The sequence below is a fragment of the Bacillus sp. 05T22 genome (assembly GCF_056396765.1).
In genome coordinates this window covers 1-21680 of the sequence record NZ_JBFTMC010000030.1, presented here as the reverse complement: position 1 = coordinate 21680, position 21680 = coordinate 1, and the positions used below count along the sequence as shown (strand labels likewise).

General features: G+C 35.3%; 23 protein-coding genes and 2 pseudogenes. 20 read left to right on the top strand and 5 right to left on the bottom strand.

Annotated features, from left to right (window positions below; all coding sequences use genetic code 11):
* Positions 1–3: 3 nt before the first annotated feature.
* Both AC1DIT_RS12070 and AC1DIT_RS12065 read right to left on the bottom strand, forming a co-directional pair.
* A complete protein-coding gene (locus tag AC1DIT_RS12070; protein ID WP_016117002.1) occupies positions 4–228 on the bottom strand; it encodes a hypothetical protein in 225 nt (74 codons plus the stop codon).
* A 13-nt stretch (positions 229–241) separates the two neighbouring features.
* Positions 242–1009: a DUF4931 domain-containing protein gene (locus AC1DIT_RS12065; RefSeq protein WP_016117003.1), complete on the bottom strand. Its 768-nt coding sequence runs from the start codon at positions 1007–1009 to the stop codon at positions 242–244.
* A 115-nt stretch (positions 1010–1124) separates the two neighbouring features.
* On the opposite strand from AC1DIT_RS12065, the gene AC1DIT_RS12060 reads away from it, so the two are divergent.
* The gene (locus tag AC1DIT_RS12060) at positions 1125–2867 is read left to right on the top strand and encodes an ABC transporter ATP-binding protein (RefSeq protein WP_016117004.1); all 1743 of its coding nucleotides are present in this window, start codon (positions 1125–1127) and stop codon (positions 2865–2867) included.
* 22 nt (positions 2868–2889) lie between these two features.
* Here AC1DIT_RS12060 and AC1DIT_RS12055 read toward each other — a convergent pair whose 3' ends face one another.
* Positions 2890–3018, bottom strand: coding sequence for a hypothetical protein (locus AC1DIT_RS12055; protein ID WP_016117005.1), 129 nt, complete (start codon positions 3016–3018; stop codon positions 2890–2892).
* Positions 3019–3434: 416 nt separating this feature from the next.
* Between AC1DIT_RS12055 and AC1DIT_RS12050 the strand changes: the two genes are divergently transcribed.
* The 7 genes from AC1DIT_RS12050 to AC1DIT_RS12020 all read left to right on the top strand — a co-directional run bounded on the left by AC1DIT_RS12050 (position 3435) and on the right by AC1DIT_RS12020 (position 11037).
* Positions 3435–3569, top strand: a complete 135-nt coding sequence (locus AC1DIT_RS12050) for an RAxF-45 family protein (RefSeq protein ID WP_016132219.1) — start codon at positions 3435–3437, stop codon at positions 3567–3569.
* Between the two features lie 124 nt (positions 3570–3693).
* A complete protein-coding gene (abc-f, locus tag AC1DIT_RS12045) occupies positions 3694–5568 on the top strand; it encodes a ribosomal protection-like ABC-F family protein (protein WP_016117006.1) in 1875 nt (624 codons plus the stop codon).
* 176 nt (positions 5569–5744) lie between these two features.
* Positions 5745–6938, top strand: coding sequence for a sensor histidine kinase (locus AC1DIT_RS12040; protein WP_016117007.1), 1194 nt, complete (start codon positions 5745–5747; stop codon positions 6936–6938).
* Positions 6935–7597: a response regulator gene (locus AC1DIT_RS12035; RefSeq protein ID WP_016117008.1), complete on the top strand. Its 663-nt coding sequence runs from the start codon at positions 6935–6937 to the stop codon at positions 7595–7597. Before AC1DIT_RS12040 ends, AC1DIT_RS12035 begins: the two co-directional genes overlap by 4 nt.
* 138 nt (positions 7598–7735) lie before the next feature.
* The gene (locus AC1DIT_RS12030; protein WP_016117009.1) at positions 7736–8668 is read left to right on the top strand and encodes an ABC transporter ATP-binding protein; all 933 of its coding nucleotides are present in this window, start codon (positions 7736–7738) and stop codon (positions 8666–8668) included.
* 15 nt (positions 8669–8683) lie between these two features.
* Positions 8684–9880: an ABC transporter permease gene (locus AC1DIT_RS12025; protein ID WP_016117010.1), complete on the top strand. Its 1197-nt coding sequence runs from the start codon at positions 8684–8686 to the stop codon at positions 9878–9880.
* An 11-nt stretch (positions 9881–9891) separates the two neighbouring features.
* Positions 9892–11037, top strand: coding sequence for an ABC transporter permease (locus AC1DIT_RS12020; protein ID WP_016117011.1), 1146 nt, complete (start codon positions 9892–9894; stop codon positions 11035–11037).
* A 16-nt stretch (positions 11038–11053) separates the two neighbouring features.
* On the opposite strand, the gene AC1DIT_RS12015 is transcribed toward AC1DIT_RS12020, so the two are convergent.
* Complete coding sequence (locus AC1DIT_RS12015) at positions 11054–11251, bottom strand: hypothetical protein (protein ID WP_016117012.1); 198 nt, start codon at positions 11249–11251, stop codon at positions 11054–11056.
* A 181-nt stretch (positions 11252–11432) separates the two neighbouring features.
* Here AC1DIT_RS12015 and AC1DIT_RS12010 point away from each other — a divergent pair.
* From AC1DIT_RS12010 to AC1DIT_RS11985, 6 genes and pseudogenes are all read left to right on the top strand, one after another.
* Positions 11433–11768 (top strand): annotated as a pseudogene (locus tag AC1DIT_RS12010) (ABC transporter substrate-binding protein); the annotation flags it as partial.
* A 243-nt stretch (positions 11769–12011) separates the two neighbouring features.
* Positions 12012–13739 (top strand): annotated as a pseudogene (locus tag AC1DIT_RS12005) (ABC transporter substrate-binding protein).
* Between the two features lie 108 nt (positions 13740–13847).
* On the top strand, positions 13848–14804 hold the full coding sequence (locus tag AC1DIT_RS12000; protein ID WP_016117015.1) for an ABC transporter permease: 957 nt from the start codon (positions 13848–13850) through the stop codon (positions 14802–14804).
* Positions 14805–14816: 12 nt separating this feature from the next.
* Complete coding sequence (opp4C, locus tag AC1DIT_RS11995) at positions 14817–15734, top strand: oligopeptide ABC transporter permease (RefSeq protein WP_016117016.1); 918 nt, start codon at positions 14817–14819, stop codon at positions 15732–15734.
* A 10-nt stretch (positions 15735–15744) separates the two neighbouring features.
* Positions 15745–16725, top strand: coding sequence for an ABC transporter ATP-binding protein (locus AC1DIT_RS11990; protein WP_016117017.1), 981 nt, complete (start codon positions 15745–15747; stop codon positions 16723–16725).
* Positions 16722–17687 (top strand): ABC transporter ATP-binding protein, encoded by a 966-nt coding sequence (locus AC1DIT_RS11985; protein ID WP_016117018.1) that lies wholly within the window; start codon positions 16722–16724, stop codon positions 17685–17687. Before AC1DIT_RS11990 ends, AC1DIT_RS11985 begins: the two co-directional genes overlap by 4 nt.
* 38 nt (positions 17688–17725) lie before the next feature.
* On the opposite strand, the gene AC1DIT_RS11980 is transcribed toward AC1DIT_RS11985, so the two are convergent.
* A complete protein-coding gene (locus AC1DIT_RS11980) occupies positions 17726–18598 on the bottom strand; it encodes a Cof-type HAD-IIB family hydrolase (protein ID WP_016117019.1) in 873 nt (290 codons plus the stop codon).
* Between the two features lie 433 nt (positions 18599–19031).
* On the opposite strand from AC1DIT_RS11980, the gene AC1DIT_RS11975 reads away from it, so the two are divergent.
* The 6 genes from AC1DIT_RS11975 to AC1DIT_RS11950 form a co-directional block, all read left to right on the top strand.
* Entirely contained in the window at positions 19032–19142 is a 111-nt protein-coding gene (locus AC1DIT_RS11975) for a DUF3948 family protein (protein ID WP_016117020.1), read from the top strand.
* Between the two features lie 75 nt (positions 19143–19217).
* Positions 19218–19328: a DUF3948 family protein gene (locus AC1DIT_RS11970; protein ID WP_016117021.1), complete on the top strand. Its 111-nt coding sequence runs from the start codon at positions 19218–19220 to the stop codon at positions 19326–19328.
* Positions 19329–19405: 77 nt separating this feature from the next.
* A complete protein-coding gene (locus AC1DIT_RS11965) occupies positions 19406–19516 on the top strand; it encodes a DUF3948 family protein (RefSeq protein WP_016117022.1) in 111 nt (36 codons plus the stop codon).
* A 69-nt stretch (positions 19517–19585) separates the two neighbouring features.
* A complete protein-coding gene (locus AC1DIT_RS11960; protein ID WP_016117023.1) occupies positions 19586–19696 on the top strand; it encodes a DUF3948 family protein in 111 nt (36 codons plus the stop codon).
* A 336-nt stretch (positions 19697–20032) separates the two neighbouring features.
* On the top strand, positions 20033–21151 hold the full coding sequence (hppD, locus tag AC1DIT_RS11955) for a 4-hydroxyphenylpyruvate dioxygenase (protein ID WP_016117024.1): 1119 nt from the start codon (positions 20033–20035) through the stop codon (positions 21149–21151).
* Between the two features lie 77 nt (positions 21152–21228).
* A partial coding sequence (locus tag AC1DIT_RS11950) for a fumarylacetoacetate hydrolase family protein (protein WP_476998207.1) occupies positions 21229–21680 on the top strand: 452 nt, incomplete at its 3' end.

The window sequence follows — 21680 nt, the reverse complement described above, 5'->3', positions numbered from 1 at the left end:
CACCTACTCTATTTTTTTATAAAAAAGTTCCATTTTATTTTCTTTATAAGTAAATCCCATCTTTTTATATAGTAACTCACCATCTTTGGAAGGATGAAGCCATATTCGTTTTAGGCCGTTTTCTTCTTCTTGTGAATGTAATTCATCAACCTCTTTGAGTAAGGTAACGCGTAAATTAATTAATGGTTGTATGTCATGTAAAGCTGCTTTTCTAACGATATAATTCATTTGGTTTCACCTCTTATAATGAAACTGTAAAATAATTTGCCAGCTGCTGTTTCACATCTTCCAACTTTGTAGAAACTTGAGGGATTTTATACCCGACATATAATGGTGAAACAACAAAACGAGGAACAACTTTACAAATAATTTTTTCATCAAGGTGATAGAAGAATAAATTATAGCTGCTACAACCTTTATGAAAGTCCGTTAGTATGTAACGCACAGTTTGCTGAATATAATGTGCCATGGTGTCGATGGTTTTTATGTCTTCAATGACAATGTTAAATTCGGTAAAACCGATAATTGGCCGTGTAGAAATATTAAGTTCAATTTGTTCATCTTTTTTTACGGTTACGCCTTGAAAGTTTTCAGGTGCTATGTTTTCTAGGTAGTTTACATATTTCATTCCGATAATTTGCATATGTGCATGATGCAAACTTCCGCCTGAAAATGGACCGTGATTTTTATATAAAATAACAGAAGTAAATTCGTTGCTCTTTTCTAAAGCTAACCAATACTTTATAGAAAAACGCAGTAGTTTTTGCATATGTTCAGGTGTGTAGGTTGCAATATGATCATGACAATTCCCGGTTTCTATTAGAACAGTTTGAAAGGTATCTTTTAATGTTGGAAATTTATTTTTCAACCAAATAATGGAGTCTTCAGTTTCTAAAATATCAGTGAGATTTTCTCTATCGCAAAAAGGACAAGCAGTGCTTTTATTGCGAATACTTTCTGGTTTTTGTTTTCCAATGTCATTTAAAAAATAAAGTTGTTGTGTATCCATTCGTATATGCCCCTTTAAAAATATATGTGAAATTCCCGTCTACTATATTCGTGAAAGGGAAAGGGAAATCCTGTATAGTGGAAAAGGAGGAAATGATAAAAGAAGGAGATAGAAGATGGAAGAGCAAAAGGGTGTATCATTTTTGGATATATGGCGGACTGCTAATCCACCAAAAAAAACATTTGCGATAGGCTTGTTTTTTTCGATGCTATCAACAATAGCTGGGTTAGGTATCCCGCTATTGATTAAAGATTTAATGGAAGGATTTTCAAATGGCTTCTCCTTTTCAACGTTAGGAGTAATAGCTGGATTATTACTGTTCGAGTTTCTATGTGAAGCGACTTCTATGTATATGTTGTCTCGAGTTGGAGAAGGCATAGTACAGATAATAAGAGAGAAAGCATGGAGAAAATTATTAAACCTTCCTGTAAATTATTATGATAAAAATAAATCTGGTGAGATGATAAGCCGGGTAACAAATGATACAACAGTACTTATGACGCTAATTTCTGATGAAATTGTACAACTTATTACCAACGCATTATCTATTGTTGTATCAATTATTATTTTATTTATTTTAGATGTTCCGATGACGCTTGTTTTATTGCTAGCTGTACCTATTACTTTATTGATTGTTTTTCCACTTGGAAAAAAACTTGCGGACTTATCTGATCGAGAGCAGGAACAAATGTCAGAGTTAACGGCATTTTTATCACAAACATTAGGTGAAATCAAATTAATTAAGTCGTATAATGCTGAAAGGATTGAATATAAAAGGGGGAAAAATAAATTTCAAAGTCTATTCCAATATGGGATGAAGCAAGCGAAAATCAAATCTATATTAGGGCCAGCTTTAGGAATGTGTACAATAGTGGTGTTAATGAGTGTTGTTGGATTTGGTGTATGGCGAGTTGATCGGGGGTATATTTCTTCTGGTGAATTAGTAGCATTTATTTTATACCTGTTTCAAATTTTAATGCCGTTTGTACAAATGAACCAGTTTGTAACAAGTTTTCAAGAGGCAAAAGGCTCTACACGTCGTCTCTTTCAAATATTACATGAAAAAGAAGAACACGCCTTTTTACCGCAAAAAGTTGATATACCAGAAAAATTGGAGTTTCAAAATGTGAGATTTCATTATAATGAAAGGGATCCTATTTTAAAAGATATTTCATTTACAGTGAGAAAAGGTACAACGACAGCGCTTGTAGGGCCAAGTGGTGCGGGGAAAAGTACAATCTTTTCATTGATGGAACGATTTTATGAGCCAACAGATGGGGACATATTCTTAAACGGAAAGTCATATCGTGAGATGAATATAGAAGCATGGCGAAAGCATTTTAGTTATGTTGCCCAGGCAGCTCCTTTATTGTCTGGAACAATTACGGACAATATTACATATGGTATGGATCGTAATGTTTCACCAGAAGAAGTCGTTCGTGCAGCGAAGCTTGCGAATGCACATGAATTTATTATGGCGTTTCCAGATGGATATGAAACAGAAGTTGGAGAGCGTGGAAATCAATTATCGGGTGGTCAAAAGCAGCGAATTGCCATTGCGCGTGCTTTGTTACGTGACACAGAATTTTTATTATTAGATGAAGCAACAGCAAGTCTAGATTCGGAGTCAGAAGCGAAAATACAAAAAGCAATTGAAAATGTATTTGCGAGTAGAACGACATTTGTTATTGCACATCGTTTATCAACGGTAGTACAAGCAGATACCATTTTTGTAATAGAGAATGGCAGTATTACAGGAATTGGTATACACGATGAATTAATGAAGCATCATACATATTATAAAAAGATTGTAGAACAACAATTTTTAATAGAAAAAACAAAAGACAAGATATCCTAATTGTACTTGGGTATCTTGTCTTTTATTTTTTTTGTAATAATGTGTATGGATAATATAGAGTATTTTCATTTTGTTTCTTTTTTCTATTTTTCAGTGCATGTAAGGCAAAGAATGTACCTACAATTGTAAAGATGGCTTTCTTCATATTCATTTTCCCCTTTTTATTGTTCATTTAATTCTTGGCTAACTGCTTTTGCATCAATTAAAGCGTGGAGAATCATTTTTACCATGTTCATCATTTTTATTCCTCCTTTTATAGTCGGTTTAGTTCTTTTACAACTGCTTGTCCGTTTACTAACACCTCGAAGACTGCTTTTACGATTTCTTTCATCATGACTGTTTCCTCCTTTTGTTTATCTCTTGCTTACATTTTTATTGTATAAGGAGGCACGATTTCGTACTATCGCTTTCCATTACGTGAACATAACAGTTTTGTAAGATTGGATGTAATTTGTTGAAATGTTTAGTCTATATTCATTATTTTCAAAAAAATGACTATTCAAACATCAAGTGGGGAAGTATAATAAAGGAGTAAGTATTAAATTCCGTACGAAAGGAGTGAATGAGATGAAACGTTCTTTAGCTGCACGCGCAAAATTTTTAGATTTTATCTATTTTTGTCGTGCGATTTTTCATGATGTGATTGCTAACGGGATACGTATGCCCTTTTTTAGCAATTGCATAGTAGCTATTGAACGATAGAAATCTCTTCACCCATTTTATAGGACGTGTGAAAAGGGAGCTATTTTGCTTCCTTTTTCTATGCCAAAAACCATGGGGAAAGTTTCTTTCCCCATGGTTTTTTACGTTGAAAGGAGTACGGAAAATGACAATTTGTAGTGTAAACAATGTAACGAAATCTTTTGGTGGAAACATCATATTTGAAAATATATCGCTTGAAATCCAAAATGGTGAACGCATTGGATTAGTTGGCAGAAACGGTAGCGGGAAAACCACAATTTTTCAGTTATTAACAGGAATAGAGAATGTAGATGCTGGAGCAATTCATATGAAAAAAGGGACACGTGTTGGTCATGTAGCACAAATTCCGAAGTTTGCTGGTGAAACGAATGTATATGATGTATTGAGCTCTGCCTTTGTAAAAGAGAAAGAATTAGAAAGAAACATGCGAAATTTAGAGAAAAGTATGGCGGAGGAACAAGATCCAACTAGTTTAGAGAGGTTAATGGAGAAGTATGGCGCAGTACAAGAACAATTTTCGTTTTTAGGTGGTTATGAAATAGAAGCGAACATCATGAAAGTAGCAAATGGTTTACAAATAACGGAGCTATTTTCTCGAGTTTTCACTGAGCTGAGCGGCGGGGAGCAGACGAAAGTAAGTCTTGCTTATATGCTGCTCAAGAAACCAGATTTACTGCTATTAGATGAACCGACAAATCATTTAGATTTATTTGCAGTAGAATGGCTCGAACAATTTTTGAAAGAGTATACAGGAACAGTTGTTGTGATCTCACATGATCGTTATTTTCTTGATGAAGTTGTTACGAAAATTTTTGATTTAGAAGACGGAGAACTGCATGTATATCATACGAACTACTCACAGTTTGTGAAGGAAAAGGAAGAAAGATTACTCCAAGAGTTCCAATCTTATCAAGAACAGCAAAAGAAAATAAAGAAAATGAAAGAAGCAATTAAACGTTTAAGGGAATGGGCAAATCAAGCGAACCCCCCGAATGAAGGATTGCATAAACGTGCTAGAAATATGGAACGCGCGTTAGAACGGATGGAAAAGTTGAAGAAGCCAATTTTAGAAAGAAAGCAGATGGGACTTCAGTTTGAAGGACAAGAGAGAAGTGGCAAAGATGTTGTTGTAATGAAGGAAGTGGGCAAAGGTTTTGCGGATCGTACTTTATTCCGAGGAGTAAATTTACATGTTCGTTTTCAAGAGCGAGCAGCTATTGTTGGACGTAACGGTACAGGAAAAACAACATTATTAAAGCTATTGTTAGAGGAAATGAGACCGGATGCTGGGGAGGTCAGAATCGGTAGTAGTGTGAAAATCGGTTATTTATCGCAGCATGCATATGAGAATGTAAAATATGATGTATTAGAAGCATTTCGGGAGCATGTAGCTGTAACTGAAGGAGAAGCTCGCCATATATTAGCTCGCTTTTTATTTTATGGTCCAGCCGTTTTTAAAAAGGTCAATCAGCTTAGCGGTGGTGAACGAATGAGATTACGTTTGGCACAGCTTATGTATCAAGATGTAAACCTCCTTGTGTTAGATGAGCCTACAAATCATCTTGATATCGAATCAAGGGAAGTGCTGGAAGAAGCACTTGAACAATATAATGGAACCATTCTTGCTGTTTCACATGATCGTTATTTTTTAAATAAATTGTTTGAAAAAACATATTGGATTGATGAACACACATTGTTTGAATTTGCCGGGAATTATGCTTGGGCACGTCAGAAATGGACAGAGAGAATAGAGAAGGAAGAAGTGAAACAAAAAGAAGTTCCAAAAATAAAAGTGATGAATGTAAAGAAGAAGGAATCTAATGATGTAGAAGAAATTGAAGATAAGCTTATGCATATAGAAGAAGATATATATGCGTTGGAGTGTACAATGGAAGAAACAAGCAACATTGAAATACTGGAACAGTTATATAAAGAAAAAACGGAAAAAGAACGATTACGGGCGGAATTATATAATCGATTAGATAGTATGATGGAATAGATGAAAGAAAAACAAGTCGCCCTCTCAGGAGATGTGGAGGTGACTTGTTTTTCTATTAATATCCGTTAATTCGAGATGAAAATGGTATAATTTTCTTTATGTTATATTGTGAAAACGATTTTTTTTACATGTTGGTATGATTTAAAACAACATTTCAAAAATGCGAGGAGAATTTGATGTTAGGGTATGCACGTCTCATTACGATTGTTATGATTTGCATGGTATATATAAATCATGTTTCACGTGAAACAGAAAATTTACAAATCTTTGTTGGTATTGCATGTTTCATTTATGTTGTAAATCATGTTTTACTTATCCAACCACATCAAGGAAGAAGGCGTGAATTTTATGCATTCCTTTCAAATGGGATAGTTACAGCGTTATTAGGCTTTTTATTTCCCGAGACATGTTTGTATTTAATTATATTTGGGATTGATGCCGTGGGGGTATTTATTCATACGTGGCGGAAAATAGTCGTATATTTTTTCGTGAGTTTTTTCTTTTTATGCTGGTTTGCTATTTTACTATATACGTATCAATATACTGGAAAGATAGAATTTGATAACAATGCTATTAACTTTATGTTCGTTGTCTTCAGTGCTTTAGCCGGGAACTTAATTAAAAAGCTGACAGTGGCCCGCCAAACCGTCGACGATCAATATGAAAAATTGACGTTATCACATATAGCTCTAAAAGAAGCGCATGAACAATTACAGCTTTATGCGAAAGAAGTAGAAGAACTAACTACAGTTCGAGAGAGGAACGATATTGCCCGAGAAATTCATGATACAGTTGGTCATAATATGACGGCTTTACTTGTTCAATTGCAGCTTGCAGAGGCTTTATGGAAGCAAAAGTCAGATGCAACAGAAGAAGTTTTACATACATGTCATGAATTAGCTAGAAAATCTCTTCAAGAGGTAAGGGCTTCAGTCCGTGCGTTGAAGGAAGAAAAAGATCTAGGAAACATAATAGAAAATATGAAAGGAATGTTAAATGAATTTTCAAAGGTAACGAAAGTACAAGTAACCTTTCATTTACAAGGGGATCCAATCATAATCCCGTTGTCATTACAACCTACCTTGTTGCGTATTATGCAAGAGTCATTAACAAATGCAAAACGCCATGGAAAAGCTAGTTTATGTAAAGTTAGCTTATTGTGTTTAGATGAAAAAGTTATGCTATCGATTACGGATAATGGTGTTGGCGTAAATGAACTGAGTCCTGGTTTTGGGTTAATGAATATGAAAGAACGTGTAGGGGAACATGGTGGAATGATCCAATTTGAGAGTGAAAAAGAGAAGGGATTTCGATTACAGATTGAGTTCCCACTTAAGGAAAAGACGTGGGTAATAGGGGGAAAGATATGATTCGTATTATGATTGTTGATGATCAATCACTTATTCGTGATGGTTTAGCAATGCTATTAAATTTACGTTCAGAACTTGAAGTGGTGGGCACAGCAAATGATGGGGATGAAGTAGTTCGAATAGCAGAACAATTACAACCTGAAATTATTTTGATGGATATTCGAATGCCTCGTATAAATGGCGTTGAAGGAACTCGTTTAATAAGGGAAAAGTTTCCTGATATGAAGGTTCTTATGCTGACGACATTTAATGATAGTGAACTTATTTTTGAAGCATTGGAACAAGGAGCGAGCGGTTATTTATTAAAAGATATGGAGACGGACGCAATTGTGCAGGCAATATTGACAGTCCATGGAGGAGGAGCCGTTCTTCCGCAGGATATAACAGCTCAAATTGTGAAGGAACTAAAAAGAACAAAAGCGGTGGAAATATCAGAAAAAAGTCAGCCAAAGCAAATGGAGCAACTAACAGAGCGTGAAATAGATGTATTAAGGGAAATAGGCCTTGGATTAAATAATAAAGAAATTGCTAAGAAATTGTTTATTACAGAGGGAACTGTAAAAAATCATGTTTCTAATTTAATTAGTAAGCTGGAGCTGAGGGATCGGACACAGGCAGCTATATATGCAGTAAGATACGGTATTACAACATACACATGACTTTTGGCATAGAGAAAAATAAAAAAGCAGCAAATTATGCTGCTTTTTTATTTTGCATTTCTATCTTAAGGGTGATGGAAGAAAGAGGATGTTTTTTTACAATGAAATTGTAGATTAATGCAAAGGGGCTGAATCGACATGTTAGTCGTAGATCATATTACAAAGTCGTTTGGAAAGAAGGAAGTTGTAAAGAATGTATCTTTTGAAGTTAAGAAAGGAGAAACATTTGGTTTGCTTGGTCCAAACGGTGCAGGAAAGTCGACGACGATATCAATGATTTGTGGGCTTATTCCATATGATGGCGGTGATATAAAAGTTGGGGGGAAATCTGTAAAAGAATATCCATTAGATGCGAAAAGGAAGATCGGTATTGTCCCGCAAGATATTGCTTTATATCCTACGCTTTCAGCGAAAGAAAATTTAATCTTTTGGGGGAAAATGTATGGTTTAAGTGGAGCTATTGCAAAGAAACGAGCAGATGAGGTATTAGCATATGTTGGTTTACAGGATCGCGCAAAGGACAAAATTGAAACATTTTCAGGTGGAATGAAACGCCGAATTAACATTGGTGCAGCACTTATGCATGAACCGGAGTTATTAATTATGGATGAGCCGACAGTTGGAATTGATCCACAATCACGGAATCACATTTTAGAGACGGTAAAAGGATTAAATGAGAAAGGCATGACGGTCATTTATACGAGCCATTACATGGAAGAAGTGGAGTATTTATGTGAACGAATTGCCATTGTTGATCATGGAAAGGTAATTGCATTAGGAACGAAAACTGAGTTGTGTAATCGTCTTGCTGATGGCTTTATGGTGAAGTTACAACTGAATCGTTATAACCAAGAGCTATTGCAGAAAATAAAAGACATACCCACTGTAGAACGGATTATCATCGATGAGGATACAAATACACTTGATATTGGATTGAAGAATGGAGAAGCTGTTGGTACGGTTGTTTCGGAAGTTGTAGAAAAGCATGTGCGAATTTTAAAGCTTGAAGTACAAGAGCCAAATCTAGAAGCTCTCTTTTTACAGTTAACAGGGCGTTCACTTCGCGATTAAGGAGGTTAGGAACTCATGAAAAGTTTTATTATTGCATGGAAAGATTTGAAAATTCGTTTAATAGATCGGCGCGGATTTATGATGATGTTACTTATGCCACTTCTATTAACAGCTATTTTAGGATCAGCACTAAGTAACATATTCGATAATGGAGGATTACCTAAAACGGTAATTGGTTATTATCAAGAAGGAACAGATGAGTTTGCAAATATATTTCAAAAAGATGTATTGCAATCAAAGGAACTAAAAGATGATGTAAAAGTAGAAGTAGTAACCTCGCAAAAAGAGCTAGAGGATATGGTACAAAAACAGAAAGTTGATGTTGGAATTATCATTCCAAATAGGTGGAGTGAACATATACAAGATGGAAAATTAAAAGAACCAAAACTGATTACAGATCCATCAAAAGATATACAAGCAAAAATCGCTGAATCAATTATTCGTTCCTTTTCAGAACGTGCTCAAACAGTTGCTGTCTCTACTAAAAGTGTCCTAACAGACTTAGCAAAATCACAGCTAGGAAATATTGAACAGGTTGCAAAAGAGGTAACGGCTGATTTACAAACAGTGGCGACTTCAAATACGGATGGAATTGAAAAAGGAATAGTCGGCAAAAAAACAGTTGCTGCGATGCAATATTACGCTGCGGCAATGTTAGTCATGTTTTTATTATTTAACATAACAGTAGGCGCGAAATCTATTGTGACAGAGCAACGAACTGAAACATTAGCAAGATTATCAAGTACACCGACAAGCTCTTTTGCCATATTATTAGGTAAATTTTTAGGTACATTACTATTTGCTTGTATTCAATTTGGAGTATTTGTAGTTGCTACTTATTACGCATTTCATGTGAATTGGGGTGAAGATGTTTCACAAATTGTAGCAGTAGGAATTGCTTATGCAATTTGTGTTTCTGGCTTATCTATGCTCATCGCGGCATTTATTCGTGAAGAAAAAACAGCGGATTTAATGGGTGGCATTGGAATTCAGTTGTTAGCTATATTAGGTGGATCTATGTTACCAATCTATGCATTTCCGGATACTCTTCAAACAATTGCTAACATTGCCCCAAATAAATGGGCACTTACAAGTTTTTTAAACATTATGTCGGGTACATCATGGTATGCGTTACTTCCAGTTATCTTAAGTTTATCTAGTGCGGGTATTGTTTCCGTCATCATAGGAACCTTCCGTTTGCGTACGAGATAGGAGGAGAAATAATGAAGAAAGTTTGGGCACTTTGCTGGTTAGAATTAAAACAAATCTTAATTAAGCCACAAAGCTATATACTCATGTTCGGAATGCCGATTATTTTTACACTTATTTTTGGCGGACTTTTAGGTGGAAGTGGAAACGAGAAAGTAAATATTAGTTTAATAGACCAAGATGGGTCTACATTATCCAATTCCTATTATAAAGAAATAAAGAAAAGCGATTTAATTTCTATAGAGAAAGTAACAGATGAAGAAGCGAAACAGAAAATCGAAAATAAGAAGTCCTCGGGTATTGTGACAATTCCAAAAAACTTTCAAAAGAGTATGGTAGACGGGAAGATAGAGAAGGTTAAATTTCAATCAAGCGCTGATTTTACCGGAGGAGCTTCTGTAGAACAGATATTACAAAGTACAATGAAAAAGATGGAAATAGAAGTAGCAGCAGCAAGGGATTCAGAGAAAAATGGGGGAATGGCTTGGGAGAAGATGTATGAAATGATTCATACAAAGGTAGAACCAGTTTCACTTCAAAAGGAATCCATTGTACCTGGGGAGAAAAAACTGAATAACGTAACAGGGCGAGCTGCAGGGTTTTCCATTCTTTTTGTAATGATTGTGATGCTAAGTGCGACAGGAACAATTTTAAAAGCAAGACAACTTGGCGTTTGGTATCGTTTATTAGGAACGCCTGTTTCAAAGGCTCAAATACTTGGGGGATATATACTTTCCTTCTTTTTAATTGGATGGATTCAATTTGGAACTTTAATGGTATTAACGAATGTTTTGTTCGATGTACAGTGGGGAAATCTACTAGGGATAATCATACTTGTCTCAGTGTTATTGCTAGCGGTCATTGGTTTAGCACTATTATTAGCAAGTATTGTGAAAACAACGGAGCAGCAGTCAGCTTTAGGTAATATCGTTGTTATTTCAACTTGCATGATTAGTGGGCTGTATTGGCCAATTGAAATAGAACCAGAATGGATGCAAACTGTAGCAAACTTTATTCCTCAAACTTGGGCAATGCGCGGGTTTACCGAATTAATTGCAAGGGGCGGGACATTGGCAGATATAGCAGGATATATTGGTATACTTATGTTATTTGCTGGTGTATTCTTTATAATTGGTTTAACAAGAATACGTTATGATTGAAAAAAGAAAGCAGAGTCTACAGCTTCGCCCGCTGAACTCTGCTTTCTCTTTGTGTATCGTCTTCCCCTATAGAAATAGCAATCGCAATTCCGAGCATAAAGAGAAATGCTAAAAAGAGGACGAACCTTGGGAAGAACGGAAATAGTAGCAATGCCCCGACTATCATGAGTGTTAAAGCAACATAGTGCAAGACATATTGGAATAGTTTGTCCATATTTTCGCCCCCCTTTTTGGTAGTTTGTTAGTATTCTATGCTCGTCCACTGAATAATAGAATTATTTTTTTAATCGTTTCTTCATAGTGAAAAATAAGGGATGATGGACACAATTGGGAGGAAGGAATAATCTTAAAACTAATTCTTACCATTTTTATGGGTAAAGTGAATATTGTTGCAGAAAGGAGATTACGATTTAGCAATGGTATCTACGCCAATGATTGATGACCCAAGTGGAACGATTGAAGAGTTCGTTTCAACTAGTAAGCGAAATTATGATGGATATCATAATCCAAAAGTGGATGAATTGGCAGCTCAAGCATTACAAGTATTAGACATTGAAAAATGAAAAGAAATTTATAAAAAACTGTATCAAGAACTAAGTGAAGATCCACCAGTTATTTTCTTAAATAATAGTAAAGTTGTTTCTGCATATAATGCGAGAATACAAGGATTACAGGAAGATAATTATAATGGTATATTGTTAAGTCTACCTAAATTAAAGATCCAGCAATAGCTTTTATAAAAATCTTAAAATATTTAAATAGAAAGAATTGACAAAATATAACGGACGATATAAGCTAATAACCATAAAGTCTAGCGGAAAAGTCGGAATAAGAATGTTACCCCTCGTAAACATCTATTTTTTTGTATTTAAAACCGACTTTTCCGATGGGTTATAAAAATGTTGCTGTGGGAGGCATATATAAGGCAAGCAGTTCATAAGGTGTAATTATTAAAAAAAGTTAGGGTGGGGACAATGAAGAAAAAGACAAAAAAATGGGCTGGTGTATTTTCTATTTTACTGAGTAGTTCGCTTGTGTTATCGGCTTGTGGGGGACAAGAGGATAAGGCTTCGACAGAGCCGGCAAAACAGCAGGATGTGAAAGATTTAAAAATAGAGAAGGTTGCAGCGACAGATAAATCAAAAAATCCTGAGAAAGCGAAACAGAGAAAAGATACACTTATTGTAGGAATTTCAAAGCCTGGTGGTGTGTTCTTACCTTATTTCCAAGAGAATGGTTGGGACGGTAACGTAACATCAGTTATATTTGCATCTCTTGTATCAACAGATAAGCAAGGGAAACCAGTTCCAGAGCTTGCAGAGAAATGGGATGTATCTTCTGATCAATTAAAGTACACGTTCCACTTACGAAAAAATTTGAAATTTAGTGATGGTTCACCGTTAACAGCAGATGATGTAGCATTTACATTAACATTGCTACATGATAAGGCTTATGAGGGTGGAACAGATATTTCACAGTATGCAATTAAGGGTGGCAAAGATTATAAAGAAGGAAAAGCTACATCTATTGAAGGGATTAAAGTAGTTGATCCACAAACAATTGAAATTACGACAGAAAAAGTAAACTCACAAGCGTTAGTAAACTTCGGAGGACCTGTCTTATCTAAAGCATATTATGGAAAAGACTATAAGCAAAACACAAGCTTAAATTATTTAAAAGAGTTATATGGTAACCCGGTTGCTGCTGGTCCTTATAAATTAGAAAAATATATTCCAGGTCAAGAAGTACGATTTGTAGCAAATGAGCAGTATTATGCGTGAAAGCCAAAAGTTAAAAACTTTATTTACAAAATTACATCACCAGATACAAGTTTCCAATTATTCCAAACAGGAGAAACGGATTATGAAGGATTTGCTGCTAATAATGACAATATTGAACAATTAAAGAGTTTAGGTTTTGCTAACTTCAATATTGAAACAGTAAGCTCATACTCATTCGTTTACTTTAATAATAAGAAGCCATATTTAAAAGATAAAAAAGTACGTCAAGCACTTATTTACGGATTAGATCGTAAAAAATATGTAGATACAAACTTCCAAGGAAATGCTTCTGTTGCAAATATACCAATTTCACCAACTTCATGGGCATATGATGATAAGGGTATAAATCAATACGAATATAATTTAGAGAAAGCAAAAAAATTGTTAGATGAAGCTGGTTGGAAAGTTGGATCTGATGGTATTCGCGAAAAGGATGGTCAGAAATTAAAGTTAAGCTATTATGCAGCAAGTGGAAGAAAGCAAGAAGAGGTATTTATACCAATTGCAAAAGAGAACTATAAAGCATTAGGTGTGGAGTTCAATCCGGAAATTATGGACTTTAATACTCTTGTGTCGAAGGTTGGAAAGTTTGATTATGATTTAGCAGCTGTTGCGACACCAATTATTTCTGATCCGAGTGAAACTGTAGGTGAGTTTGAATCTACGCATCCAGATAACTCAGCGGGTTATAGTAACCCAAAAGTGGATGAATTAATTAAAAAAGGTATTGAAACAGTTGACATTGAAAAAAGAAAACCTATTTATAAAGAGTTATATAAAGAATTAAGCGATGATCCACCTGTAATTCTATTAAATTATCGCAAAAGTATTTCAGCACACAATGCACGTGTGAAAGGAATTGACCCAGAGAAATACGATAGTATTAGTTCAAACCTGCCTGTTTTATCTATTGAACAATAGGGATAAGTAAGGAGAAGTAGAAGACATTTTTTCATACAGCTGTAAGGTCGTGCTGTTTTGAAAAAATGTTCTTCTATTTTTAAGTAACTATGATTGGGGAGACAAAAAGTGAAAACATATATCATTCGTAGGTTTCTACAAATGATTCCTACATTGCTTGGTACATCTATCATTATTTTTTTCTTATTTGCTCTCTTGCCGGGGGATTATGTTGATTCTAATCCAAAGTTAACACCAGAACGCGCACAGGAATTAAGAGAATTGTATGGATTAAATAAACCGATTATTGAGCGGTATTTTCATTGGTTAGGTAATGCGTTACACGGTGATTTTGGTTTCTCGTTGCAATATCAAGAGCCTGTAACATCATTACTTAATAAATTTATTTGGAATACCTTTATTGTTGCTGTTGCAGCTTTATTTTTCACTTGGATAATTGCACTTATTGTTGGTGTTGTTTCAGCGACAAAGCAACATTCATGGTTTGATGGACTTGTAACAATTGGTGTCTTTGCAGCGATGTCGTTCCCATCATTCTTTATCGGTCTATTTTTAATTAAAGTATTTGCTGTTGATCTAAATATATTGCCTATTGGTGGCATGATTGATATAGGAAGTAACTCGACTGGTTTTGCTTACATATTAGAAGTACTAAGACATATGGTTTTACCGGTATTTATTTTAACGCTCCTTGGTGTTGGCTCATTAACTCGTTATTTTAGAACGGGAATGCTTGAAGTTGTAAGACAAGACTATATTCGTACTGCTCGTGCAAAAGGGTTGAAAGAAAGAGTGGTTATTTATAAACATGCATTAAAAAACGCGATTTTACCAGCAATCACATTACTTGCATTTGAATTACCAGGGTTGTTCTCTGGTGCAATCATTATTGAACAAATTTTTAATTGGCCAGGAATCGGAAGCATTCAATTAGAAGCGTTGAGTTTTCGTGATTACACAGTGTTAATGGCATTTACAATGTTTCTCTCTTGCCTAACAATTATCGCAAACTTTTTGGCAGATATCGTTTATGCGATTGTCGATCCACGTATTCGATTAAAGTAGGGAGGGAGAAAGATGGAGACTGTTGTAACAGTAAAGAAGAAAAAAAAGAAAAAAGGAAATGTGACTTCACCTTGGCATCAAGCATTTACCAGAATTAAGAAAAATAAATTAGCGTTGTTTGGTTTTTATATCCTAATTTTTATGTTTGTATTTTGTTTTATTGGGCCATTTTTTTCACCATACGTTTCTGGAACGATTCAAGTCACACAAATTAATAAGCCACCCAATTTTTCTCATTGGCTTGGTACAGATCAGCTTGGAAGAGATATTTTAACACGATTAATGCAAGCGGGACGAATTTCATTAACAATTGGTTTAGCTTCGATGGTACTATCCGTCATACTCGGTGCATTATTAGGAGCTATCTCTGGTTTTTATCGTGGTATTGTAGATCATATTATTATGCGTATTGCAGACGTGTTAATGTCTATTCCAGGATTACCATTACTTATCATTATGGGTGCCATCTTATCAGAATGGAAACTTCCATCTGAATATCGACTTTATGTTGTTATGATCATGTTAAGTTTGATTGGATGGCCGGGGCTTGCACGTCTGGTACGAGGACAAATTTTAACACTTCGAGAACAATCATTTATGCAAGCTGCTGATGTATTAGGATTAAAGGATTACCGGAAGATTGTACATCATTTAATTCCGAATGTATTCCCTTTATTAATTGTTGTGGCAACGTTAGGTGTAGCGGGAGCTATTTTAAGTGAATCAGCATTAAGTTATTTAGGTCTTGGGGTTGTTCCACCTACGCCATCATGGGGGAATATGATTAGTGCAGCAAACTCATTAATTGATTTCCAAAAACGTCCATGGTTATGGATACCGCCTGGTTTTGCGATTTTTATAACAGTTGTATCAATTAACTTACTTGGTGATGCACTTCGTGATGCATTAGATCCAAAAATGAAGCGGTAGGTGAGGAATCATGAGTAAAGCAGTAATAGAACTACAAGATTTACAAACACACTTTCATACGGAAGAAGGTACAGTGAAAGCTGTGAATCATGTTAGCTTTTCTGTACGAGAAGGTGAAACAGTTTGTGTAGTGGGAGAATCAGGTTGTGGGAAAAGTGTAACGGCTTTATCTATTATGGGACTTATTGCGGAATCTGGCGGCATTGTTGGCGGTGATATTCTTTATGAAGGCCAAAGTCTTTTGGGGATGAAAGAGAAAGAACTTCGAAGTTTAAGAGGAAATGATATCGCGATGATTTTTCAAGAACCAATGACATCTCTTAACCCAGTTTTTACTGTTGGAGAACAAATTGTTGAGACGTTAAGAGAGCATGAGCTCCTTAGTAAAAATGAAGCATATAAAAAAGCTATTGAATTAATTCGTAAGGTTGGTATTGCACGTGCCGATGAAATTGTTCATTCGTATCCCCATGAGCTAAGCGGTGGGATGCTGCAACGGATCATGATTGCGATTGCACTGAGTTGTAACCCTAAATTACTAATTGCTGATGAGCCCACAACAGCACTAGATGTTACAATTCAGGCGCAAATACTAGATTTATTAAGACAGGTAAAAGAAGAATTTAAAACATCTATTTTATTAATTACACATGATTTAGGTGTTGTAGCAGAAATGGCAGATTATGTTGTTGTGATGTATGGTGGCAAAGTCATTGAAGAAGCACCTGTACTGGAGCTATTCCAAAATCCTAAACACCCATATACAAAAGGATTATTAAAATCAAAGCCGGTAATGGGGAAACGAACAGATAAACTTTATTCGATTCCGGGGCAAGTTCCAAACTTAGTTGGTTTAGATGAATTTTGCTACTTTAGCGGTCGCTGTGAACATTGCATGGATATATGTAAGAATGAGGCGCCAGGCCTTGGAGTGCATGAAGATCATCATAAAGTAGCTTGCTGGTTATATGAGGAGCGTGCTGAGCAATGAGTGAACCTTTATTAGAAGTGAAGAATTTAAAAACGCATTTTCCGATTAAGGGCGGCGTATTTGGTAGAACGATTGGGCATGTAAAAGCAGTAGACGGAGTAAGCTTTACGATTAATAAAGGTGAAGTGTTTGGTCTAGTAGGTGAATCTGGAAGTGGAAAAACGACAATTGGTAAAACCATTCTTCGTCTCGTTCAAAAAACAGAAGGTGAAGTGAAATTTAAAGGGCAAGATGTTCATACGTTATCGAAAGAGGAATTACGAAAGTATCGTCCTAATATGCAACTTGTATTCCAAGACCCGTTTAGTTCATTGAATCCACGGATGAGAATTGGAGAAGCGCTTGGTGAACCAATGCTAGCACATGGCTTAGCTACGAAAGAGAATGTTCGTGAAAAAGTGTTAGAAGTATTAGAACTATGTGGTTTAGCACCATATCATATTGATCGTTATCCGCATGAGTTTTCGGGAGGACAACGCCAGCGTATTGTTATTGCAAGGGCGATGGTATTAAATCCAGAATTTATTGTTGCTGATGAACCTGTTGCAGCATTAGATGTATCTATTCAAGCACAAATTATAAACTTGTTCAGGGAATTACAAGAGAAAAAAGGTTTATCCTATTTATTTATTTCACATGATTTAAGTGTTGTCGAACACTTATGTACAAAAATTGGAATTATGTATTTAGGGACAATCGTGGAAACAGCTCCCCGTGACGAGTTGTTTGCAAATCCGCTTCATCCATATACGAAGGCGCTGTTATCAGCTGTACCAATTCCTGATCCCGCTGTTAAGCGAGAACGAATTATTTTGCAAGGTGATATTCCAAGTCCAGCGAATCCACCTTCAGGCTGCCGTTTTCATACACGTTGCCCGTTTGCGACGGATATTTGTAAGCAAGCTGTACCAGAATTTCGTGATATTGGGGAAGGGCATCTCGTTGCTTGTCATCATGTATAAAAGAAAAAGGACTCTTTCAAATATGAAAGAGTCCTTTTTTATTTGCTTGATGATGGTTGTTTTAGTACATACTGTTCAATTGCACGAGCAACACCATGCTCGTCATTTGTTAATGTAACAACATCACATAATTTCTTTACATCTTCTTCAGCATTCCCCATAGCAACAGATAGGCCAGCTACCTCTAGCATTGGTACATCGTTAAAGTTGTCTCCAATGGCAATCGTATCTTGAATTGGAATATTGAAATAAGACGCCATTTCTTGTAATCCATTTCCTTTATGACCATGCTTGTCCATAATTTCTAAATTTGTCGGAGCTGATGCTGTAACCATAATTTCTTTATCTTCTTGTAAAGACTGTAGTAGTTGTGAGCGATGCTCTGCGTCAAACGTCAAAATAAAGAATTTCGAGATTTCTAGCTCTGGATTATTTACGACATCTTCGATTTTTTGGAAATCAGTAATTAAGTTCGATTTTTTTTGCTTCTCTGTAATTCGTTCCAGTTCTTCAATTGTGACATCAAGTGCATGCTTATTTTCTTCGAATGCATGCATTACTTTTTCATTCCAATTATAAGGAGAATAAACTCCTTTATTTGTGTACAACTTATATGGAAATCCTTCAGATTCTAGTAATTTAGCAAGCTTGTATACTTTATCATTTTGTAAACAACGTGCGTTAATTACTTTTCCGTCAACATAAACAATTGCCCCATTACTTGCTCCAACTGGAAGTGATAATTGATACTCTTCCAATAGTTTTAAAGCATCTTCTTTTGCACGACCAGAGCAAATCATTACAACATGACCGGCTGCTTTAGCATCATGAATAGCTTGTAAATTTTCCTTGGAGATTTCAAGTTTAGATGATAGTAGTGTACCATCCATATCTAGTGCGACTAATTTCAAACTGACCACCTCTTTGTTTTTTATTATACATAGTTATCTTGAGGAAACATATAAACTTATCTTGGGCTTTATGGAAATGTTAATGAGACAAACCTTTAAAATGATTCCGAAAGAGTATGATGAGGGAGCAAAATTGAAAAGGTACTCGTTCTACTACGTTTTATTTCGATTTGCAACCTAATATTACATTAATGTTACAAGTATGTATGTGTTGGAAACCGCTGTATAAAGGGGTTTATAAAAAATATTAATAATATCGTAAAAAAAATGTAATAAATTTTCCGTATTCATATTGCAGTATGAAAAAACTTATGTTACATTAATGTTACAAACGTTACACAAGTTAACTTAATGTAACGATAAGATAAAAACTATGAATTAATCATTTCTTAGAAATTACATATAAATATCTATTGATAAGGAGAGCGTAAATATGAAAAAAGAACAAGTATTACAACTAACAAAAATGGATTTATTAGGATCAGCAGGTGGAGCAGCAGTATTAACAGCATTAATCGTACTTCTTTCTAACGTTTTAGTATAATAGAAACTTTGTACAAGCAGTAGAACGGATCGTATCAAATAAAAAAAGTTATGAACTGAAGGGAGAATGGAGAATATGGAAAACAAAGAAGTGTTACAAGTAACAAAGATGGATTTATTAGGATCAGCGAGCGGAGCAGCAATATTAACAGCATTAATCGTACTTTTTTCTAACGTTTTAGTATAATAGAAACTTTGTACAAGCAGTAGAACGGACAGTACCAAATAAAAATAAAGTTATGAATTGAAGGGAGAATGGGAAACATGGAAAACAAAGAAGTATTACAACTAACAAAAATGGACTTATTAGGATCAGCAGGAGCAGCAACAGTATTAACAGCATTAATCGTATTTCTTTCAAGTGTATTAGTATAATAGAAGTTTTGTACAAGTAATAGAGCAGAATGAAGATTGCAAAATAAAGCTGAAAGGAGAATGGGGAATATGGAAAACAAAGAAGTATTACAAGTAACAAAAATGGATTTATTAGTATCGGCGAGTGGAGCAGCAGTATTAACAGCGCTCATTGTATTCCTTACAAATGTATTAGTATAATGAATATAGAGAAACAGAATTACCTATATCTTATTAAGACAATTATCCTAAAAAAATAAAGGCCCTAACGTATTATAGATGTTTAATATGTTAGGGTCTTTTTATTTTTGAGGTAACAAAGAGACATACTACCAGCTTTGATTATGTTGTTTTAAATAGAAAAAAGTCGAATTTTATATGGGAGAAAAAAAGAGGTATTTGACAGAAAAGATAGAAAACTTTAAAAGTCAGAAATTTGTTAGCTTGCTAACTAATTTTTTTATTGGTAGATGGAAGCGTTTTCGGATGGTTCTAAGTATGTAACATTCAATTTATTTACAGGGGGATGAGGAATTTATGAAACAAAAATCTATGGATACGTTAGCTGCACAAATGGAGGATTTCTTTCCGGTACGTGATGTCGATCATTTAGAATTTTATGTAGGAAATGCAAAGCAATCAAGTTATTACCTTGCAAGAGCGTTTGGATTTAAAATTGTTGCCTATTCGGGATTAGAAACAGGGAATCGTGAAAAAGTATCTTATGTTCTCGTGCAAAAAAACATGCGTTTTGTTGTGTCTGGGACTTTAAATAGTGATAGCCGTATTGCAGAATTTGTAAAGATCCATGGTGACGGAGTGAAAGACGTAGCTTTACTTGTTGATGATGTTGAGAAAGCATACTCAGAGGCTGTAAAACGAGGTGCGGTTGCGATTGCTCCACCTGAAGAGTTAACAGATGAACAAGGAACATTAAAAAAAGCAGTAATCGGTACGTATGGCGACACAATCCATACGCTAGTAGAGCGTAAAAATTATAAAGGAACATTTATGCCTGGTTATGAGAAGATTGATTTTGATATTCCGAGTGACGAATCAGGCTTAGTTGCTGTAGATCATGTTGTTGGTAACGTTGAAAAAATGGAAGAGTGGGTTAGCTATTACGAAAACGTTATGGGCTTTAAACAAATGATTCATTTTGATGATGATGATATTAGCACGGAGTATTCCGCGTTAATGTCAAAAGTTATGACAAATGGAAGCCGTATTAAGTTTCCAATTAATGAACCGGCAGATGGAAAGCGAAAATCACAAATTCAAGAGTACTTAGAGTTTTATAACGGTGCAGGTGTACAGCATCTTGCATTGTTGACAAATGATATTGTGAAAACGGTTGAAGCGCTTCGTTCAAACGGAGTTGAATTTTTAGATACACCAGATACGTATTATGAAGAGTTAACAGCACGCGTTGGGAAAATCGATGAAGAAATTGATAAGCTAAAAGAGCTTAAGATTCTTGTGGATCGTGATGATGAAGGGTACTTGCTACAAATTTTCACAAAGCCAATTGTAGATCGCCCAACATTATTTATCGAAATTATTCAGCGTAAAGGTTCTCGAGGATTCGGAGAGGGAAACTTTAAAGCTCTATTCGAATCAATTGAAAGAGAGCAAGAACGACGCGGAAATCTATAAAAATTTACTTATCAGTGGGGGCTGTGTCTCCCACTGATTAAAGTTTCATTTTGTATAAATAGTGAGGAGGAAAATTGATGAAATTGATTACATTTCGTCTTCCTTCAGGAGAGATGCGAGCTGGTTGGCTGGAAGGTGACAAAGTAATTGATATGAATATAGCAAGTAATGGCACTCTTCCTTCATCTATGCTTGCTTTTTTAGAGAAAGCAGATGAATATGTAGAAATAGCCCATGGTATTCGAAAACCAACAAGTGGCATGTACGCTTTGGAAGATGTGCAGCTTTGTGCAGCCATCCCAAACCCAGGTAGTGTTCGTGACTTTTATGCATTTGAGCAACATGTTAAAACGGCTCGTGGTCGTCGTGGATTAGATGTTGTTCCAGAGTGGTATGATATTCCGGTTTTTTATTTTACAAATCATCGTGCTGTCATCGGGCCAGAAGTTACAGTTTCTTGTCCGAAACAAACTCAAAAGCTTGACTATGAGTTAGAAATCGCTTGTGTTATTGATCGCTTGTGTTATTG

Coding starts and splice junctions, on each gene's coding strand:
- AC1DIT_RS12015 (WP_016117012.1), bottom strand. CDS start 11,251: ATGGACAAACTATTCCAATATGTCTTGCACTATGTTGCTTTAACACTC.
- AC1DIT_RS12020 (WP_016117011.1), top strand. CDS start 9,892: ATGAAGAAAGTTTGGGCACTTTGCTGGTTAGAATTAAAACAAATCTTA.
- AC1DIT_RS12055 (WP_016117005.1), bottom strand. CDS start 3,018: ATGAATATGAAGAAAGCCATCTTTACAATTGTAGGTACATTCTTTGCC.
- AC1DIT_RS12070 (WP_016117002.1), bottom strand. CDS start 228: ATGAATTATATCGTTAGAAAAGCAGCTTTACATGACATACAACCATTA.
- abc-f (WP_016117006.1), top strand. CDS start 3,694: ATGACAATTTGTAGTGTAAACAATGTAACGAAATCTTTTGGTGGAAAC.
- AC1DIT_RS12050 (WP_016132219.1), top strand. CDS start 3,435: ATGAAACGTTCTTTAGCTGCACGCGCAAAATTTTTAGATTTTATCTAT.
- AC1DIT_RS12035 (WP_016117008.1), top strand. CDS start 6,935: ATGATTCGTATTATGATTGTTGATGATCAATCACTTATTCGTGATGGT.
- AC1DIT_RS11965 (WP_016117022.1), top strand. CDS start 19,406: ATGGAAAACAAAGAAGTATTACAACTAACAAAAATGGACTTATTAGGA.
- AC1DIT_RS12025 (WP_016117010.1), top strand. CDS start 8,684: ATGAAAAGTTTTATTATTGCATGGAAAGATTTGAAAATTCGTTTAATA.
- hppD (WP_016117024.1), top strand. CDS start 20,033: ATGAAACAAAAATCTATGGATACGTTAGCTGCACAAATGGAGGATTTC.
- AC1DIT_RS11985 (WP_016117018.1), top strand. CDS start 16,722: ATGAGTGAACCTTTATTAGAAGTGAAGAATTTAAAAACGCATTTTCCG.
- AC1DIT_RS12060 (WP_016117004.1), top strand. CDS start 1,125: ATGGAAGAGCAAAAGGGTGTATCATTTTTGGATATATGGCGGACTGCT.
- AC1DIT_RS11975 (WP_016117020.1), top strand. CDS start 19,032: ATGAAAAAAGAACAAGTATTACAACTAACAAAAATGGATTTATTAGGA.
- AC1DIT_RS11960 (WP_016117023.1), top strand. CDS start 19,586: ATGGAAAACAAAGAAGTATTACAAGTAACAAAAATGGATTTATTAGTA.
- AC1DIT_RS11970 (WP_016117021.1), top strand. CDS start 19,218: ATGGAAAACAAAGAAGTGTTACAAGTAACAAAGATGGATTTATTAGGA.
- AC1DIT_RS12065 (WP_016117003.1), bottom strand. CDS start 1,009: ATGGATACACAACAACTTTATTTTTTAAATGACATTGGAAAACAAAAA.
- AC1DIT_RS12040 (WP_016117007.1), top strand. CDS start 5,745: ATGTTAGGGTATGCACGTCTCATTACGATTGTTATGATTTGCATGGTA.
- opp4C (WP_016117016.1), top strand. CDS start 14,817: ATGGAGACTGTTGTAACAGTAAAGAAGAAAAAAAAGAAAAAAGGAAAT.
- AC1DIT_RS12030 (WP_016117009.1), top strand. CDS start 7,736: ATGTTAGTCGTAGATCATATTACAAAGTCGTTTGGAAAGAAGGAAGTT.
- AC1DIT_RS11990 (WP_016117017.1), top strand. CDS start 15,745: ATGAGTAAAGCAGTAATAGAACTACAAGATTTACAAACACACTTTCAT.